Source organism: Mesorhizobium sp. M3A.F.Ca.ET.175.01.1.1, from assembly GCF_004791945.1.
In the GTDB taxonomy this organism is placed as follows: Bacteria; Pseudomonadota; Alphaproteobacteria; order Rhizobiales; family Rhizobiaceae; genus Mesorhizobium.
Window position 1 is genome coordinate 116,590 of record NZ_SRTP01000011.1, and the last position, 18,092, is coordinate 134,681.

Consider the following 18,092-nt stretch of genomic DNA (forward strand, 5'->3'; position numbering starts at 1 on the left):
AACAGCCGCCTATGAGCTCCCACGACGTCGTCATCACCGGCATCGGCCTTGTCTCTTCGCTGGGAGAGGGTCCTGACGCGCATTGGCAGAAGCTCACCCGGCCGGGCCTCGAGCCGGTGCTCGATGCGACGCGCTTTGCGCCCTACACCATTCATCCGCTGCCCGAGATCGACTGGAACCTGCAGATTGCCAAGCGCGGCGATCAGCGCCAGATGGAAACCTGGCAGCGGCTCGGCACCTATACCGCCGGGCTTGCGCTGGACGATGCCGGCATCAAGGGCAATGACGAGCTCTGCGCCACCATGGACATGGTTGTGGCAGCCGGCGGCGGCGAGCGCGACGAGGCCGTCGACAGCGCGATTCTTGCCGCCTCCGAGAGCCGCAACGACCGCGACGTGCTGCTCAACGAGAAGCTGACCACGGAATTGCGGCCGACGCTGTTCCTCGCGCAGCTGTCCAACCTGCTGGCCGGCAACATCTCGATCGTGCACAAGGTCACCGGCTCGTCTCGCACCTTCATGGGCGAGGAAGGTGCCGGTGTTTCCGCCGTCGAAACGGCTGCGGCGCGCATCCGCTCCGGCCAGTCGACCCATGTCCTGGTCGGCGGCGCGTTTCAGACCGAGCACTCCGACATGCTGCTCGGCTATGAGCTTGCGGGCTATCTGCATCGTGGACCCTGGAGGCCAGTCTGGCAGCGACAGGGCGCCGAAGGCGGCGGCGTGGTGACAGGTTCGGGCGGCGCCTTCCTGGTGCTCGAGCAGCGCGAGCACGCGAAAACACGCGGCCGCAAGATCTATGCCGAGCTGGGGCCCGTGATTTCCGGACGTGCCCGGCGCCGGCGCGGCGACCTGAATGCCGAGATCGCCGCGCTGCTCAAGCAGGCAGCTCTGCCCGATGGTCCTTTGCTGACCATTTCAGGCGCGTCCGGCGCCCACGCCGCCACCGCGGCCGAAAAGCAAGTGCTCGACGCCAACCCGGCGCTTGCCGCGCGCGCCTTCTCGACGCTCACCGGTCATATGAAGGAAGCGCAGTTCCCCTTTGCGGTCGCGCTTGCTGCGCTCGCCATCGACCACAAGGCCGGCTATCCGGCTTTCGATGCCACAAACGAACGGCCGTTCGAAGGTGCCCCCAATACCGTCCTTGCAACGGCTGTCGGCTATCACCAATTCGAGGGGCTGGGGCTGATCAAAGCCGCTTAGATTTCTCTTCACGCAATTCCGAACGGAAACTGTGACACACTTTCCCGGAATTGCCCTAGACCGAGGCAGACAGAGCATGGCCAATCTCCGCGACCACATGGGCAGGCCGATTGTTGCCGTGACCGGCATCGGCGTGGTGACATCGCTTGGCGTCGGCAAGGCCGACAATTGGGCGGCGCTGACCTCAGGCAAGTCGGGGATCCACCCGATCACCCGCTTTCCCGTCGACCAGTTGAACACCCGCATTTCCGGCATGGTCGACTTCCTGCCGTCGAGCTCCAAGGGCGCGAGCCCCCTCACCTATGAGTTGGCCGAAACGGCTGCCCAGGAAGCTGTCTCGGAAGCAGGCCTTGATTCCGGCGATTTCGGCGGACCGCTGTTTCTTGCCTCGCCGCCGGTCGAGCTCGACTGGGCCGACCGCTTCTCGCTGTATAATTCCGACAAGAAGGAGAGCGGTTCCGAAAGGCTGCTGAGGGTCGCACGCGGCCTGAAAGAACTCGACATCTTTGAAACGACCCAGTTCGGCTCCATAGCCGACCGGCTCGCCGACCGTTTCGGCACGCGCGGCCTGCCGATCACGCTTTCGACCGCGTGTGCCTCCGGCGCCACCGCCATCCAGCTCGGCGTCGAGGCGATCCGCCGCGGTGAATGCGACAAGGCGCTGTCGATCGGCGCCGACGGCTCCGCCACTGCCGAAGCACTGATCCGCTTCTCGCTGCTGTCAGCGCTCTCCACCCACAACGATATTCCCGAAAAGGCCTCAAAACCTTTCTCCAAGGATCGCGACGGCTTCGTGTTGGCCGAAGGCTCCGGCGCGCTGGTGCTGGAATCGCTCGAAGCTGCCCTTGCACGCGGCGCGACGATCCTCGGCATCATGCGCGGCTGCGGCGAGAAGGCCGACGATTTTCACCGCACCCGTTCCAAGCCCGATGGTTCGCCGGCCATCGCGGCCGTGCGCGCCGCTCTGGCCGATGCCGGCTTGGGAGAGGACGAGATCGACTATGTCAACGCGCACGGCACCTCGACGCCGGAAAACGACAAAATGGAACACCTGTCGCTGTCGACCGTGTTCGGCGAGCGGATTGGCGCGATGCCGATCTCGTCGAACAAGTCGATGATCGGCCACACGCTGTCCGCCGCCGGCGCGGTCGAGGCGGCGTTCTCGCTGATGACGATGCGCGAAAGCGTCATTCCGCCGACAATCAACTACGACAATCCCGATCCGGCGATCGTGCTCGATGTCGTGCCGAACACGAAGCGCAACGCCCAAGTCGGCACGGTTTTGTCGAACTCCTTCGGCTTCGGCGGCCAGAACACCTGCCTTGTCATGGCGCGGGAACCGGTCTAAGCGGACGTTTTTCCGCTCAGATAGTTCCGACAGGCCCCATGCGCGCATTGCAACTTATAGAGGACCGCCGCCTTGAAACGGTGGACCTTCCGCCTCCCCCGCCGCCTTCGCTCGGCGAGGTCACGCTTCGCATCAGGGCGGTGGCGCTGAACCATATCGACGTCTGGGGCTGGCGCGGCATGGCGTTCGCCAAACGCAAGCTGCCGCTGGTGGTCGGTGCCGAAGCGTCGGGCGAGGTCGAGGCGGTCGGGCCCGGTGTTGCCAATCTGCTGCCTGGACAATTGGTGTCGATCTATGGCGCGCGCACTTGCGGGCTTTGCCGGGCCTGCCGCGAAGGCCGCGACAATCTCTGCGAGCATGTGTCCGGCGTGCACGGCTTCCACCTCGACGGCTTCGCGCAGGAAAAGATCAACCTGCCGGCGCGCTTGCTGGTGCCTGCCCCGCCCGGCGTCTCCGAGATCGGCGCCGCCGTCGCGCCCGTCACCTTCGGCACGGTCGAGCACATGCTGTTCGACAATGCGAAACTCGAGCCCGGCGAAACGATCCTCGTCCACGCCGGCGGCTCCGGCATCGGCACCGCCGCGATCCAGCTCGCCAAGAAAATGGGTTGCATCGTCATCACGACGGTCGGCTCGAACGACAAGATCGACAAGGCGAAGGCGCTCGGCGCCGATCATATCATCAACTACCGCGAGGATCGTTTCGAAGGCGTGGTGCGCAAGCTGACCAGGAAAAAGGGCGTCGACGTCGTCTTCGAACACGTCGGCGCCGACACCTTTGCCGGCTCGATGCTGTGCTTGAAGCGCGGCGGTCGTCTCGTCACCTGCGGCTCGACCTCGGGCGTGTCGACACAGGTCAACCTGATGCAGCTCTTCCAGCAGCAGTTGAAACTGCTCGGCTCCTTCGGCTGCCGCATGGAGAACATGGCCGACGCCATGCAGAAGATGGCGGCCGGCCTGGTCTCCCCCGTCATCGACACCGAAGTCGGCTTCGACGACATCGACGCCGCGCTGAAGCGCATGGAAGGCCGTGACGTCTTCGGCAAGATCATCCTGCGCGTTTCCTAAGGCGAGATGGTAAGCAAGGTGCTCAAGAAAGCCCGCCGGGACTTCATGTTCCGTTACGGCCGGCGGCTGCGCCAGATGGAGCACTGGCTGATCGCGCGCGCGGCGATGACGATGATCTCGCTGCTGCGCCTGCTGCCCCCCGACCGGGCGCTCAACTTCGCCGACCGCGTCGCCCGCCGCATCGGCCCGCTGGTCGGCCGGCATCGGGTGGCGGTCAACAATCTGCGCCTGGCCTACCCGCAAAAGAGCGATGCCGAGATCGAGGCCATCGCCTCGGACATGTGGGGCAATATGGCCCGCCTTGCCGCCGAATACATCTTCCTCGACGCCCTGTTCGATTTTGATCCGAATGCCGCGGAGCCCGGCCGCGTCGAGGTCCGCGGCGTCGAGCATTTCGCCCGGATCGCCGGCGAGAAGAAGCCGCATATCCTGTTCACCGGCCATCTCGGCAATTTCGAGCTGCTGCCGGTGGCCGCCGCCACCTTCGGCATGAACATCACCGCGCTGTTTCGCCCGCCCAACAATCCCTATCTCGCCGACTACATCCATTCGACCCGCCGCTCGACCATGGGGGGTCTGCTTCCCTCCTCGACCGGCGCGTCATTTGCCCTCGCCGCCATTCTCGAGAACGGCGGCAACATCGGCGTGCTGGTCGATCAGAAATTCACCAATGGCGTCGAGACGACCTTTTTCGGCCGCCGCTGCCAGAGCAATCCCGTGCTGGGCATGCTTGCGCGCCACTATGATTGCGACGTCTACCCGGCGCGCTGCGTCAGGCTGCCGGGCAACCGGTTTCGCCTGGAGATCGAAGACAAGCTGACCTTGCCACGCAACAAAAGCGGCAGCGTCGACGTTCACGCCACCACCCAGCTCCTCGCCGACGTTGTCGAGCGTTGGGTGCGCGAGGATCCAGGCCAGTGGATGTGGTTCCACAAACGCTGGGAGATGAGCGGACGCAGCCGCAGCCGGCGCGGTGGAGAGACAGCCACCCAATAATTGGCCGGCTACCGCCACAGATCAGTCGGTGACGACGATCCGTGTGTTGCCGTAGCCGACTTCCTTCACCATCGAGTAGAAGGTCGCGGCATTGGCCGTGTGCAGCCGCACGCAACCGTGCGAGGCCGGACGCCCGAGATGCTTCACTGCACCGGTGCCATGGATAGCGTAGCCGCCGCGGAAGAACACCGAATAGGGCATCGGCGACATCTCGTATTTGCGCGAGTACCACATCCGGGCCGTCCACTGCGGCCGATAGCTGCCGCGCGGGGTGAAGTAGCCCCTGCGTGCCGTCGATACGCTCCAGCGGTAAAGCACCTGGCCATATTTGCTGACGGTCATCGTCTGCGACGACACGTCGATGTTGGCGACCAGCGAGGCCGCCCGGCTTGCGGTGGACGCGCCGAGCAAGGTTGTCAGAACCGCCGCCATGAGAACCGACTTTTTCATACGATCAAACCCCCTTGATTGCCCCCTGCCATCACGCGGTTCTTTCCATCATTTTGCCGGCAGGTGAGTTAAGTACCACACACTCCTTGATAAATTCGCCAATGCAGACCAGCAAATTTGAATGATCTTCTCGCCATGGTTGCCGATGCGAGATCCACTCTCGGTGGTTTAGCCGTTGGGCCTACCCGGATCATTGTTTGGCAATGAGCGGGAGGCTGCTTGCAAAACCACCGCATTGCTTCTTCAATTCGGCGGATGTAGGAACGACTCTACAAGGCCGTCGAGGACCGCGTCGACGATCTGATCGCGCTGACCGTCGACCTGATCCGCTTCCCGACCGTGAATCCGCCAGGCGAGGCTTATCGGCCGTGCGCCGAATATCTGGGCGCGCGCCTCAGAAAGCTCGGCTTTGAAATCGATTTCATTCGCGCCATGGGAGCGCCCGGCGATACCGATCGCTACCCGCGCGTGAATGTCGTCGCCCGCTTGGAAGGCCGCTCGCCCGGCCCCTGCGTGCATTTCAATTCACACATCGATGTCGTCGAGGCCGGCGACGGCTGGACCGTCGATCCATTTGCCGGACTGGTGAAGGACGGCAGGGTGTACGGCCGCGGCGCCTGCGACATGAAGGGCGGACTCGCCGCCTCGGTCATCGCCGTAGAAGCCTTCATGGAAGTGTATCCCGACTTTCCCGGCGCCATCGAGATCTCGGGCACTGCCGATGAGGAGTCCGGCGGCTTCGGCGGCGTCGCGCATCTGGCGAACCTCGGCTATTTCTCAAAGCCGAAGGTCGACCACGTCATCATCCCCGAGCCGCTGAACAAGGACCGTATCTGCCTCGGCCATCGCGGCGTCTGGTGGGCCGAGATCGAGACCAAGGGCGAGATCGCGCATGGCTCGATGCCGTTCCTCGGCGACAATGCCGTGCGCCATATGGGCGCCGTCCTGCAGGGCTTCGAGGATGAACTGTTCCCGGCGCTCGACCGCAAGGTGACGCGCATGCCGGTCGTGCCCGAAGCAGCGCGGCGCTCGACCATGAACATCAACTCCATTCATGGCGGACAGACCGAGGACTTCCGGCCTGGGCTGCCCTCGCCCAACGTGCCCGACTCCTGCCGGCTGACCATCGACCGCCGGTTCCTGCTGGAAGAGGACCTCGCCACCGTCAAGGGCGAAGTCACCGGCATCCTCGAAAGGCTGAAGCGCGAGCGAAAAAAGTTCGATTACGAGATCCGCAACCTGATGGAGGTTCTGCCGCTGATGACCGAGCGCGACGCGCCGGTGGTCAAGGCCGTGGCGCAGGGCATCATGGAGGTCTTCGACCGAGAGCCGCACTATGTCATCTCGCCCGGCACCTATGACCAGAAGCATGTCGCTCGCATCGGCCATATCTACGACTGCATCGCCTACGGTCCCGGAATTCTCGATCTTGCCCATCGGCCCGACGAATGGGTGGGCATCGCCGATATGGTGGAATCGGCCAAGGTGATGGCGATCGGCCTCAATGTGCTGCTGCGCGGTACGACGGACTGATCGAGCCGTCGACGGGAAAACATTCCCGCAAGCGTGGCGCGGCAGCACGAAACGCAATTTACTCGCGCGCCAAATCACGCTTCTATCCGCCGGGCTTGAGCACATGGGAGTTCAGCGATGAAACTGTGGAAGACCATTCTGGCCGCAACCGTGCTGTCATTCGCTGCCGCCACCTCGGCATTTGCCGCGCGCACCGACCTCGTCATCGGCATTCCGCTGGAGCCTCCGCATCTCGATCCGACCGCGGGTGCCGCGGCGGCGATCGACGAGGTGCTCTACGCCAATGTCTTCGAAGGGCTTACCCGTATCGGCCCGAACGGCGAGGTGCTGCCCGACCTTGCCGAAAGCTGGACGATCTCGGACGACGGCAAGGTCTACACCTTCAAGCTGCACACCGGCGTGAAGTTTCACGACGGCTCCGACTTCAGCGCCGACGACGTGAAATTCTCGCTCGACCGTGCCCGCGCGGACAACTCCGTCAACGCGCAAAAAGGCCTGTTCGCGGCAATCGACAAGGTCGACGTGGTCGATCCGGCGACCGTGAAGGTTACGCTGAAGAACCCGCAAGGCTCCTTCCTCTACAATATGGGCTGGGGCGACGCGGTGATGGTGTCGCCGAAATCTGCCGATACCAACAAGGAAAAGCCGATCGGCACCGGCCCGTTCAAGTTCCAGGCCTGGGCCAAGGGCTCGTCGATCACGCTGGTGAAGTCTGACAGCTATTGGGGCGCCCCCGTCTCGCTCGACAAGGTCGAGTTCCGCATCGTCCCGGACGCCGCCGCCGCCGTGCCGGCGCTTCTTTCCGGCGACATCCAGGCTTTCCCGTTCTTCGATCCCGACAGCGTTTCCCAGGTCAAGGACGATCCGCGCTTCCATGTGGTGATCGGTTCGACCGAGGGCGAGACGATCCTGTCGATCAACAACAAGAAAGCGCCCTTCGACAAGCTTGAGGTCAGGCAGGCGATCTCCTACGCGCTAGACCGCAAGGCCATCATCGACGGCGCTTCGGCCGGCCTTGGTCTGCCGATCGGCTCGCACATGTCGCCGGCCAACAAATACTATGTCGACCTCACCGGCCGCTATCCGCACGACGTCGCCAAAGCCAAGGAACTGCTGAAAGAGGCTGGCCTCGAGAACGGTATCAAGGCGACGCTGAAGCTGCCGCCGCCTTCCTATGCCAGGCTCGGCGGCGAAATCATTGCATCCGAACTGCGCGACGTCGGCATCGATCTGGAGATCATCCCGGTCGAATGGGCGCAGTGGCTGGATCAGGTCTTCACCAAGAAGGACTATGACCTGACCATCGTCTCCCATACCGAGCCGAACGACATCGATATCTATTCACGCAAGGACTACTACTTCAACTACGACAACCCGGCCTTCGACAAGGTCATCGCCGACCTCAATCTCACCTCGGACGAGGCGAAGCGGAAGCAGTTGTACGCCGAAGCCCAGAAGATCCTGGCCGACGACGCCGTCGTTGGCTTCCTCTACGAACTGCCCAAGGTCGGCGTCTGGGATGCCAAGCTGCAAGGCCTTTGGGAGAACGCGCCGATCCAGGCCAACGACCTCACCAAAGTGAAGTGGACGGACTGACGGCCTGTTGAGCCAAAGGCGAAAGTTGCGCTCCGTCACACCCCCATCTGCCCTGCCGGGCATCTCCCCCTCAAGAGGGAAGATTGCGCTTTCAATTGGGCCTTCGCCAATCACCAACTTTGGACGGTTGTCGGCGACGCTGAAACTGCCAATCTCCCCCCTTGAGGGGGAGATGTCCGGCAGGACAGAGGGGGGTTGGCGGGAACTCGACCTTTATCTAGCTATCGCCCGTGACGATACTGCAGTCCTCCGCTTCCCATGACCGTCTACCTCCTCAAGCGCCTCGCAATCGCGGCCCTCACGCTGGTGCTGGCCTCGATGGTGGTGTTTGCGGTGATGGAGATCCTGCCCGGCGATCCCGCCCGGCTGATGCTGGGCTTCAACGCCAGTGCTGAGCAGGTCGAGTTGTTGCGCAACCAGATGGGGCTGAACGCGCCACTGGTCCTGCGCTATCTGCATTGGGCGGGCGGACTGCTCAGCCTCGATTTCGGCCGCTCCTATACCTACTCGGTTCCCGTCGTCGAACTGGTGCGCGAACGCGTCGTGGTTTCCTTGCCGCTGGCGCTGATCGCGTTGGCGATGTCGACAGTCATTGCTATTCCGGTCGGGATTTTCTCGGCCAGCCGTCAGGGCCGCGCCGGTGATTCACTCGCCATGGCCGCCGCCCAGCTCGGCGTCGCGGTACCGAACTTCTGGTTCGCCCTGATGCTGATCTACCTCTTCGCCGTATGGCTGCGGCTGGTGCCGGCCGGCGGCTTTCCAGGCTGGAGCGCCGGCATCTGGCCGGCGCTGAAGTCATTGCTCCTGCCGGCCGTTGCGCTGGCGCTGCCGCAGGCGGCGATCCTGGCCCGCGTCGCTCGTTCGGCGCTGATCGAAGTTCTCAACGAAGACTTTATCCGCACCGCCCGCGCCAAGGGCCTTCCCTATCGTGCCGTGCTCTGGCGCCATGCGCTGCGAAACGCCATGATCCCGGTGCTCACCATTCTCGGCCTGCAATTCGCCTTCCTGCTTGCCGGCACCATCATCATCGAGAACGTATTCTACCTGCCCGGTCTCGGCCGGCTGGTGTTTCAGGCCATCACCCAGCGCGATCTTATTGTTGTCGAGAGCGTCGTGATGCTGCTGGTGGTGGCGGTGATCGCCGTCAACCTGCTGGTCGACTTCTCCTATGCGGTTATCGATCCGCGATTGCGGGGCCGGCAATGACCATGCGCTTTGGCCTGCCCCAGGAAGCCCTCGCCGGCGTTCCGGCAAGAGCCTTCGGCAATCGCTCGTTCCTGATCGGCTTTGCCATCACGCTGCTGGTGGCCGGCATTGCCCTCCTCTCTTTCGTCTGGACCCCCTACGATGTCACTAAGCTGGTGATCGCCGACAAGACGCAGGCGCCGTCGCTGACGCACTGGTTTGGCACCGATCATTTCGGCCGCGACATCCTGTCGATGATCATGGTCGGCGCCCGCAACTCGATCGCCGTGGCTTTGGTTGCAGTCGGCATCGGCATGGGCATCGGCGTGCCGCTGGGCGCCTTTGCCGCGGCGCGCGGCGGCATTGCCGACGAAGCGCTGATGCGGCTCAACGACCTCGTCTTCGCCTTCCCGGCGCTGCTTTCGGCGATCATGATAACCGCCATCTTCGGCCCAGGCGCCGTCAACGCCATCATCGCCATCGCCATCTTCAACATCCCGGTCTTCGCCCGCGTTGCCCGTGCCGGCGCACTCGCCATCTGGCCCCGCGAATTCATTCTTGCCGCGCGCGCCGCCGGCAAGGGCATGACGCAGATCAGCATCGAGCACATCCTGCCCAACATCGCGACACTGCTGCTCGTCCAGGGCACCATCCAGTTTGCGCTGGGCATCCTGGCCGAAGCAGGTCTGTCTTACGTTGGCTTGGGCGCGCAGCCGCCGATGCCGAGTTGGGGTCGCATGCTGTTCGACGCTCAGACGCGCATGGTGACGGCCCCCTGGATGGCGATCTTTCCCGGCATGGCGATCATCGTCACCGTGCTTGGGCTGAACCTGCTTGGCGACGGCATCGCCGACATCCTCGATCCCAAATCGCGGCGGCAGCGATGAGCCTGCTCGAGATCGAGAACCTGTCGCTCTCGATCGGCGGCACGCCGATCCTGAAAGACGTCGACCTCGCGATCGCGTCGGGCGAAGTGGTCGGCCTGGTCGGCGAATCCGGCTCCGGCAAGTCGATGACGGCGCTCACCGTCATGCGGCTTCTGCCGCATCTGGCGCGCGCCGGTGGGCGCATCACCTTCGACGGCATCGATGTTCTGGCCGCAACCGAGGACCAGATGTGCGCGCTGCGCGGCGACGACATCGGCATGGTCTTCCAGGAACCGATGACGGCACTCAATCCGGTCAAGACGATCGGCGAGCAGGTGGCCGAAGGCATTCGCTGGCACACCAAGGCAAGCCGCGCCGAGGCCGAGGAACGGGCGCGCAAGATGCTCGACCGCGTCGGCCTGCCCGAGGCGAAATTTCCGCTGTCGCGCTATCCCCACGAACTGTCCGGCGGCCAGCGACAGCGCGTGGTCATTGCGATCGCCTGCGCGCTGAAACCGAAGCTGCTGATCGCCGACGAGCCGACGACGGCGCTCGACGTGGTGCTGCAGGCGCAGATCCTCGACCTGCTGCGAGATCTCGTGCGCGAAAACCGCATGGGCCTTCTGCTCATCTCGCACGATCTCGCCGTGGTGACCGAGATGGCCGACCGCCTGACCATCCTGCGCCGCGGCGAAGTCATGGAAGCCGGCGATACCGCGCGCACGCTGTCGGCACAACTCCACCCCTACACGCGCGAGCTGGCATTGGCTTCCATGCATGTGCCGGCGCGCCCGAAGCCCCATCTTGCCGGCTCCGCCAAGCCGCTGCTCGAGGTCAAGGGCGTTAGCCGCACCTATCAGGGCCGGCGGACCTCCCTGTTCCGGCCGGCACACCCGGTTCGCGCTGTCGACGATGTCTCGCTCACCATTGAGCCTGCGCAGTCGGTAGCCCTGGTCGGCCGCTCCGGCTGCGGCAAGTCCACCCTCGCCCGCATGATCCTGGCGCTCGACAAGCCGACGGAAGGCGCGATCCGCTTTCGCGGCGAGACCATCACCGGCAGGGCAGAAGCCGCGCTGAAGCCGGCGCGGCGCGACATGCAGGTGGTATTTCAGGATCCCTATGGTTCCTTCGACCCGCGCCAGAAAGTCGAGAGACTGGTGGCCGAGCCTCTACACCTTCTCGAGAAGCAGCCGGCCAGGGCCGAGCGCCGGGAAATGGTCGCGCATGCGCTGCACGAAGTCGGGCTCGGCCCGCGCGACATGGACAAATACCCGCATGAGTTCTCGGGCGGCCAGCGCCAAAGGTTGTCGATCGCCCGCGCCATCATCACTCGCCCGAAACTGGTCGTCGCCGACGAGCCGGTCTCGGCGCTTGATGTCTCGATCCGCGCCCAGATTCTGGATCTCTTCGCCGAACTCAACCAGAAACTCGGCATCGCCTACCTCTTCATAACCCACGACCTGACGGTTGCCCGCGCCATGTCGGACGAGGTGCTGGTCATGCATGAGGGCAAGATCGTCGAGCACGGCAGGACCGCCGACGTGCTCGACAATCCGAGCTCGGAAGCGGCGCAATCCCTGGTAACGGCGGCGCCCGATCTCCACCGCGCGATCGCACGGCGCATGCAGGAACAGGGATGAGTTGCGTCCTCAGTCGTCCTGCCTCACCACGTCGACCGGGCTGATATCCAGCAGATCGAGCGTGCGCCGCAAGAGCTTCACCTCGCTCTCTGCCAGCTTGGCGTCGGCCTTGGCAATCTCAGCCATGTGGCGGGCAAGCAGCTTGCGCCGCTCGATATCCAGGTCGCGGAACAGCGCAATCGCCTGCGACCCATTGGTCTCGTAACCATAGTCGTTGAGATATTCGATGACGCTGTCGGTGCTGGATTCGGGAATGCCGAAAGCTTCCTTGCAGATGCGGCGGAAGGCGGCCATCTCGCTTTCCGAGACCGAGCCGTCGGCCAGGATCATGCGGAACAGCATCAGCAGTTCTGCCGACAGCACCGGATCGTCCGCCACCTTGCGCACGCCAGGGTCGCCGTCGAAGATCGAGCGTATCTGATCGAGCAGCGCCATCGCAATCAGCCTCCCCTTCGCGATTCCGTGAGATTGTTAGCGCGGAATCTGTCTTGCGCAAACTGGGCGAGCATGATCGAAGCTGCGGTCCCTCCGCCGTACTTGCAGCCCATGATCGAACTTACCCTGCAGACCGTGCTTATGCTCACCGCCGCTGCTTTCGCGGCGGGCTTTGTCGATTCGATTGCCGGCGGCGGCGGCCTGATCACCATTCCGGCCCTGCTTCTCGCAGGCTTCTCACCCGCCACAGCTCTCGGCACCAACAAGCTCCAGGGGATGTTCGGCTCTGGCTCGGCCACCATCCACTATGCCGCGAACGGTCAGGTAGATCTTCGCCGCCAGGCTCCTTCAGCGCTGCTGGCCCTCGTCGGCGGTGCGGTCGGCGCTCTGCTGGCGACGATCGTGCCCGGCGACTTCCTGCGCGCCCTCTTGCCTGTTCTGCTGATCGCGATTGCCCTCTACTTCGCGATCAAACCCAATATGGACGATGTCGATCGCGCCGAGCGCCTGTCTCCGTTTCTGTTCGCTTTCACTGTCGTGCCCGCCATAGGCTTCTATGACGGCCTGTTCGGCCCGGGCACCGGCTCCTTCCTCATGCTGACCTTCGTCGCACTTGCCGGATACGGCGTGCTCAAGGCGACGGCGCACACCAAGATGCTCAACTTCGGCTCCAATGTCGGTGGCTTCATCGTCTTCGCCGCTGTCGGCGTCGTCTATTGGAAGATCGGACTGATGATGGGTGTGGCGCAGTTCATCGGCGCCCGCGTCGGCGCAAGTCTCGCGATAAGAATCGGCGCGAAACTGATCAAGCCGCTGCTGGTCGCCGTCTGTCTGGCGCTGGCGGCCAAGCTGCTTGCCGACCCTGCCAACCCGTTGCGCCAGTTGATTGGTGTGTGGCGGTCCTGCTGATAGAATTCGCAAGTGCGAATCATGTTGGAGGGACCAGACATGAATCTCAGTGCACCCACCCAGATCGTGTTCATTATTTCGTTGGTCATTGCCATCATCGGCCTTCTCGCCGCTCTTGGCCTTCTTGCGTTTATTCCTGTTGCGGCAGTGTGGATCATGCTCATCGCCTATGTCGTGCTCGCCGGTGGCTGCCTGATGCGCGGCGCCTGAACACATCACTCTCCGGCAACTCGAGGCGCCCGGCTCAGCCGGGCGCTTTTGATTTGGAACGCAGGTGGCGAGTTAACGGGCCAGTGCGAAAATCGCGTCGCAATCGAGATGGGTCTCCAACTCGGCCGCAACCTCGTCCAGGGCCTTCTCGACCTCGGCGCGGTAATCGATGCCGCCGCCCCTGACGCCCAAACTTTTCAGATATTCGGCACGGAAGGCATCGGCGGAAAACAGCCCGTGCAGATAACTCCCGATCACCTTGCCGTCGGCGGAAACCGCGCCGTCCTCGACGCCATTGATGACGGCCGACGGCCGCGCGGTGTCGGGGCCGGTGGTGCGGCCGAGGTGGATTTCGTAGCCTTCGAGCGGCAGGCCGAACTGGACCGAGCGGGCGCTTGAATTGCGCACCGTCTTTTCCGGCTCCATCACCGTTTCGATGTCGAGCAGGCCGAGCCCTTCCGCTTCGGTGATGCTGCCTTCGATACCCTCGGGATCGCGCACCACGCGGCCGAGCATCTGATAGCCGCCGCAGATGCCGACGACATGGCCGCCGCGCTTGCGATGCGCGAAGAGGTCGCGATCCCAGCCATTCTCGCGAAATCCTATCAGATCGCCGATGGTCGACTTCGAGCCGGGAATGACCACCAACCCTGCATCTTCAGGCAGCTTCTTGCCCGGCGGCACGAACACCACCTCGACCTGGGGCTCGGCCTTGAGCGGATCGAGATCGTCGAAATTGGCGATGCGCGCCAGCATCGGCACCGCCACCTTCAGCGCCCGCCTCTCGCCGGAGGCGAGACGCTCGAGGACGACCGAGTCCTCGGATGGCAAGCGCGCCGCCGCCTTCAACCAGGGAACGACGCCAAAACAGCGCCAGCCTGTGAACTTGTCGATCGCCTCCAGACCGTCGTCGAACAGCGAGACGTCGCCGCGGAACTTGTTGATGAGGTAGCCGGCGATCATGCGCCGGTCTTCCTCCGGCAGGATCAGATGCGTGCCGGCGATCGAAGCGATGACGCCGCCGCGATCGATGTCGCCAACCAGGATCACCGGCACATTTGCGCGGGTCGCAAAGCCCATATTGGCGATATCGCGGCTCCTCAGATTGATCTCGGCGGGAGAACCGGCGCCCTCGACGATGACGAGATCGGCGCCCTCAGTTACCTTCGTCCAGGACTCCAGCACCGCGTCCATCAGCCGTGCTTTCATGCCCTGGTAGTCGCGCGCCCGGGCCTCGCCGAACACCTTGCCCTGCACAATCACCTGCGAGCCGATATCGCTCTGCGGCTTGAGCAGCACCGGGTTCATGTGCACGGTCGGCGTCACTCCGCAGGCCAGCGCCTGGAGCCATTGGCCACGGCCGATCTCGCCGCCGCCGGCTCTTGTCTCGCCGGGGATCTCGGCGACGGCGGCATTGTTCGACATGTTCTGCGGCTTGAATGGTCTGACCTTCAACCCGCGTCGTTTCGCGGCGCGACACAGCCCCGCCACCAACACGGTCTTGCCGACATCCGAGCCAGTGCCTTGGAGCATGATTGCCCTTGCCATCAGCCGCTGCCCTCGATTCCGACGATGGTCGACTTCTGCGCCAGCGGTCCGCCGCGCCAGATATAGAGCGCCATCAATGGCTCCTTGCCCGTGCGCATGGCGTGATCGACATTGGATGCGTGGTGGACGACCTCGCCGGCCCCGCGAACGCGAAAGCCGCCCTCGCCCATCCGCCATTCGGTGCCGCCGGTCAGCGGGATGTAGATTTCCTCGGCGATGTGATGATGGTCGGGGTAGACGATGTCGGGCCCGAGGATCAGCAGGCCGGCCGCGGCCTCGTCATTGACGAAGTGCCCGCGCGTGCCGAACACTTCCAGCCAGCCGTAATTGTCGACGAAGTCCTGCCCGAAATCGGCGGCCGTATAGGTCTGCCCCCAGCGCAGTTCGTCCCGATGGTCGGCCACGAACTGCGCCAGCGGCTTGATGTCCGGCGGCGCAAGCTCCGCGATGCGGTCGAGATGGCGAAGGCAGCCGAGCCGACGCGGTTCGCCCGAGCGGGAGGCCATGTTCCAATCGATGCGTCCCACCGCACCCGCGACCAGATCGCTGTCGACTCCGGCGAGATAGCTGTGGAATCGGTCCAGCAACTGATCGAAGACTGTCGGCACGCAAGGCTCCGTTGCTCAATTCGTGCACAGCCGGTCCGCTGGGGGCCGGGTTGCGCGGCGGCATCATTGGTCTAGATTGATCCGCGCGCAAAGCCAAAAACGACAGGCCAGACGGCCTGAAGCGACAGGGAGCACGCCATGGACGCGGCAGTCGATGCGGGCACTGGCCAATTCGAACTCACCGAGGAGCAGCGCGCCATCCAGGAAATGGCTGAGGCCTTCGCGGCCGATCGCGTCGCGCCGAACGCGCTCGACTGGGACAGGGCAAAGCACTTTCCCGCCGATGTGGTCCGCGAGACCGGGCCGCTTGGCCTCGGCGGCATCTATGTTCGAGACGATGTCGGCGGCTCGGCGCTCGGCTGCCTCGACGCCGTGCTGATCTTCGAGGCGCTGGCCCGCGCCGATCCGGCCTTTTCCTCCTTCATCTCCATCCACAACATGGCGGCCTCCATGATCGATCGCTTCGGCAGCGATGAGCAGCGCCAGCGCTTGCTGCCGAAGCTGACCTCGATGGAATGGCTGGCCAGTTATTGCCTGACCGAGCCCGGCTCCGGCTCGGACGCCGCCGCGCTGAAGACGCGCGCCGTGAGGAGCGGTAGCGACTATGTCCTGAACGGCGCCAAGCAGTTCATCTCCGGCGCCGGCGACAGCGATCTCTATGTCGTCATGGCGCGCACCGGCGTGGAAGGGCCGAAAGGCATTTCCACCTTCGTCGTGCCCAAGGATGCGCCAGGTCTCTCCTTCGGCGCCAACGAACACAAGATGGGCTGGCACATGCAGTCGACCCGCCAGGTCATCTTCGAGGACTGCAAGGTGCCGGCCGAGAACCTGCTTGCCACCGAAGGCGCCGGGTTCGGCATCGCCATGGCCGGGCTCGACGGCGGCCGGCTCAACATCGCCGCCTGTTCGCTCGGCGGCGCGCAATCGGCGCTCGACAAGGCGCTCGCCTACACGGCCGAGCGCAAGGCTTTTGGCGCGACGATCAACCAATTCCAGGCGCTGCAGTTCAGGCTGGCCGATATGGAGACGGAACTGCAGGCGGCGCGCATCTTTCTCTACGCCGCCGCCTCCAAGCTCGACCGCAAGGCGGCGGATGCCGGAAAATGGTCGGCCATGGCCAAACGCTTCGTCACCGATATCGGGTTCGACGTCGCCAACCAGGCGCTGCAACTGCATGGCGGCTATGGCTATCTGCACGATTACGGCATCGAGAAATTGGTGCGCGATCTGCGCGTCCACCAGATCCTCGAAGGCACCAACGAGATCATGCGCGTCATCATCGCGCGGGCATTGATTGGCCGCTGACGGCGAACACCGGAGGAACAGGAATGACGACGATCGCCTTCATCGGGCTCGGCAATATGGGCAATCCAATGGCCGCCAACCTTGTAAAGGCAGGGCACACTGTAAACGGTTTCGATCTCGTGCCCGAGAACCTCAGCGTCGCAAGGGAGCATGGCGTCACCGTCATGGCCAATGCCGTCGCCGCGGTGAAGGACGCAGACGTGGTCATCACCATGCTTCCAGCCGGCAAGCATGTTCTCTCCGTCTACGAAGACATCGCGTCCAAGGCGAAGAAGGGCGCGCTGTTCATCGATTCCTCGACCATTGATGTCGAATCGGCGCGCAAAGCCCATGCGATTGCTGCGAAGCATGGTCTGCCGTCGGTCGACGCGCCGGTCTCCGGCGGCACCGGCGGCGCTGCCGCGGGGACGTTGACCTTCATGGCCGGCGGCTCCGATGAGGCTTTCGCAGCCGCTGAGCCGATCCTGAAGCCTATGGCCGGCCGCATCGTCCATTGCGGCGGCGACGGAGCCGGCCAGGCCGCCAAGATCTGCAACAACATGATTCTCGGCATCTCGATGATCGGCGTAGCCGAAGCTTTCGTTCTTGCCGAAAAGCTCGGGCTGTCGCACCAGGCGCTGTTCGATGTCGCCTCCACCGCCTCGGGTCAGTGCTGGTCGCTGACCAGTTACTGTCCAGTGCCTGGCCCGGTGCCGGCTTCGCCCGCCAATCGCGACTACAAGCCAGGCTTTGCTGCTGCGCTCATGCTGAAGGACCTGAAACTGTCGCAGGAGGCCGCGCAGAGCGCCGGTGCGGTGACGCCTTTGGGCGCCGAGGCAACCCAGCTCTACGCGCTGTTCAACGCGCAAGGCAACGCCGGCCTGGATTTTTCCGGCATTATAAATTTCTTGCGCGGCGATCAAATCTAACCCGCTGCTTTGAAACGGTTATTAGCGTCTCTTTTTTGGCGGAATCCGAGCAAATTTAGATTTGCTTAAGGTCTTGCTAACCCACCGGTAACGATGTGCCTTTAAAACGGATTGCGAGGCGGACATCGCATCCGCCCGGCGCTCCGGATCAGGTCTCGCGTACCGGAGCCCGTAAGTTTCGCAAGTGCTTCGTAGCGAAACGCCATGCGTATCTGGCAAAGCCGCGTTCCCGTTGGAGCGCGGTTTTTGCGTTTCGGGAAGCCCGGTCGCGCCCGGCAAACTGCGACGC

17 protein-coding genes are annotated in these 18,092 nt (G+C 63.9%); 13 read left to right on the forward strand and 4 right to left on the reverse strand.

Going from position 1 to position 18,092, the window contains the following annotated elements:
- The first annotated feature begins 11 nt into the window (after positions 1-11).
- The 4 genes from EN818_RS22895 (at position 12) to EN818_RS22910 (ending at position 4,610) form a co-directional block, all read left to right on the forward strand.
- On the forward strand, positions 12-1,199 hold the full coding sequence (locus tag EN818_RS22895) for a beta-ketoacyl-ACP synthase (protein WP_135905102.1): 1,188 nt from the start codon (positions 12-14) through the stop codon (positions 1,197-1,199).
- Positions 1,200-1,275: 76 nt separating this feature from the next.
- Positions 1,276-2,547, forward strand: a complete 1,272-nt coding sequence (locus EN818_RS22900) for a beta-ketoacyl-ACP synthase (protein ID WP_095807135.1) — start codon at positions 1,276-1,278, stop codon at positions 2,545-2,547.
- A 38-nt stretch (positions 2,548-2,585) separates the two neighbouring features.
- A complete protein-coding gene (locus EN818_RS22905) occupies positions 2,586-3,614 on the forward strand; it encodes a zinc-binding dehydrogenase (protein ID WP_095807134.1) in 1,029 nt (342 codons plus the stop codon).
- A 6-nt stretch (positions 3,615-3,620) separates the two neighbouring features.
- Positions 3,621-4,610: a lipid A biosynthesis lauroyl acyltransferase gene (locus EN818_RS22910; protein WP_095807133.1), complete on the forward strand. Its 990-nt coding sequence runs from the start codon at positions 3,621-3,623 to the stop codon at positions 4,608-4,610.
- 21 nt (positions 4,611-4,631) lie between these two features.
- On the opposite strand, the gene EN818_RS22915 is transcribed toward EN818_RS22910, so the two are convergent.
- Positions 4,632-5,060 (reverse strand): L,D-transpeptidase, encoded by a 429-nt coding sequence (locus EN818_RS22915; protein WP_095807132.1) that lies wholly within the window; start codon positions 5,058-5,060, stop codon positions 4,632-4,634.
- Between the two features lie 300 nt (positions 5,061-5,360).
- Between EN818_RS22915 and EN818_RS22920 the strand changes: the two genes are divergently transcribed.
- The 5 genes from EN818_RS22920 (at position 5,361) to EN818_RS22945 (ending at position 11,880) form a co-directional block, all read left to right on the forward strand.
- Positions 5,361-6,593, forward strand: coding sequence for an acetylornithine deacetylase/succinyl-diaminopimelate desuccinylase family protein (locus tag EN818_RS22920; RefSeq protein ID WP_245518844.1), 1,233 nt, complete (start codon positions 5,361-5,363; stop codon positions 6,591-6,593).
- Positions 6,594-6,710: 117 nt separating this feature from the next.
- Positions 6,711-8,189, forward strand: a complete 1,479-nt coding sequence (locus EN818_RS22925; protein WP_095807130.1) for an ABC transporter substrate-binding protein — start codon at positions 6,711-6,713, stop codon at positions 8,187-8,189.
- 258 nt (positions 8,190-8,447) lie between these two features.
- Complete coding sequence (locus tag EN818_RS22935) at positions 8,448-9,395, forward strand: ABC transporter permease (protein WP_095807128.1); 948 nt, start codon at positions 8,448-8,450, stop codon at positions 9,393-9,395.
- Positions 9,392-10,261 carry an ABC transporter permease gene (locus EN818_RS22940; protein WP_135905104.1) on the forward strand — a complete coding sequence of 290 codons (870 nt, stop codon included), beginning with the start codon at positions 9,392-9,394 and terminating at the stop codon, positions 10,259-10,261. Before EN818_RS22935 ends, EN818_RS22940 begins: the two co-directional genes overlap by 4 nt.
- A complete protein-coding gene (locus EN818_RS22945; protein ID WP_095807126.1) occupies positions 10,258-11,880 on the forward strand; it encodes a dipeptide ABC transporter ATP-binding protein in 1,623 nt (540 codons plus the stop codon). The genes EN818_RS22940 and EN818_RS22945 overlap by 4 nt, the downstream gene beginning before the upstream one ends.
- A 9-nt stretch (positions 11,881-11,889) precedes the next feature.
- Here EN818_RS22945 and EN818_RS22950 read toward each other — a convergent pair whose 3' ends face one another.
- The gene (locus tag EN818_RS22950; protein WP_095807125.1) at positions 11,890-12,321 is read right to left on the reverse strand and encodes a TerB family tellurite resistance protein; all 432 of its coding nucleotides are present in this window, start codon (positions 12,319-12,321) and stop codon (positions 11,890-11,892) included.
- A gap of 105 nt (positions 12,322-12,426) precedes the next feature.
- Between EN818_RS22950 and EN818_RS22955 the strand changes: the two genes are divergently transcribed.
- Both EN818_RS22955 and EN818_RS22960 read left to right on the forward strand, forming a co-directional pair.
- A complete protein-coding gene (locus tag EN818_RS22955; RefSeq protein ID WP_129553889.1) occupies positions 12,427-13,224 on the forward strand; it encodes a TSUP family transporter in 798 nt (265 codons plus the stop codon).
- Between the two features lie 39 nt (positions 13,225-13,263).
- Positions 13,264-13,434: a hypothetical protein gene (locus EN818_RS22960; protein WP_095807124.1), complete on the forward strand. Its 171-nt coding sequence runs from the start codon at positions 13,264-13,266 to the stop codon at positions 13,432-13,434.
- A 72-nt stretch (positions 13,435-13,506) separates the two neighbouring features.
- Here EN818_RS22960 and EN818_RS22965 read toward each other — a convergent pair whose 3' ends face one another.
- Complete coding sequence (locus tag EN818_RS22965; RefSeq protein ID WP_129553888.1) at positions 13,507-14,982, reverse strand: cobyric acid synthase; 1,476 nt, start codon at positions 14,980-14,982, stop codon at positions 13,507-13,509.
- The gene (locus EN818_RS22970) at positions 14,982-15,590 is read right to left on the reverse strand and encodes a dimethylsulfonioproprionate lyase family protein (protein WP_095807122.1); all 609 of its coding nucleotides are present in this window, start codon (positions 15,588-15,590) and stop codon (positions 14,982-14,984) included. The genes EN818_RS22965 and EN818_RS22970 overlap by 1 nt, the downstream gene beginning before the upstream one ends.
- Before the next feature lie 138 nt (positions 15,591-15,728).
- Between EN818_RS22970 and EN818_RS22975 the strand changes: the two genes are divergently transcribed.
- Together EN818_RS22975 and mmsB are read left to right on the forward strand one after the other, a co-directional pair.
- Positions 15,729-16,895, forward strand: coding sequence for an isobutyryl-CoA dehydrogenase (locus EN818_RS22975; RefSeq protein ID WP_135905107.1), 1,167 nt, complete (start codon positions 15,729-15,731; stop codon positions 16,893-16,895).
- 23 nt (positions 16,896-16,918) lie between these two features.
- Positions 16,919-17,803 (forward strand): 3-hydroxyisobutyrate dehydrogenase, encoded by an 885-nt coding sequence (mmsB, locus tag EN818_RS22980; protein ID WP_095807120.1) that lies wholly within the window; start codon positions 16,919-16,921, stop codon positions 17,801-17,803.
- Positions 17,804-18,092 lie beyond the last annotated feature (289 nt).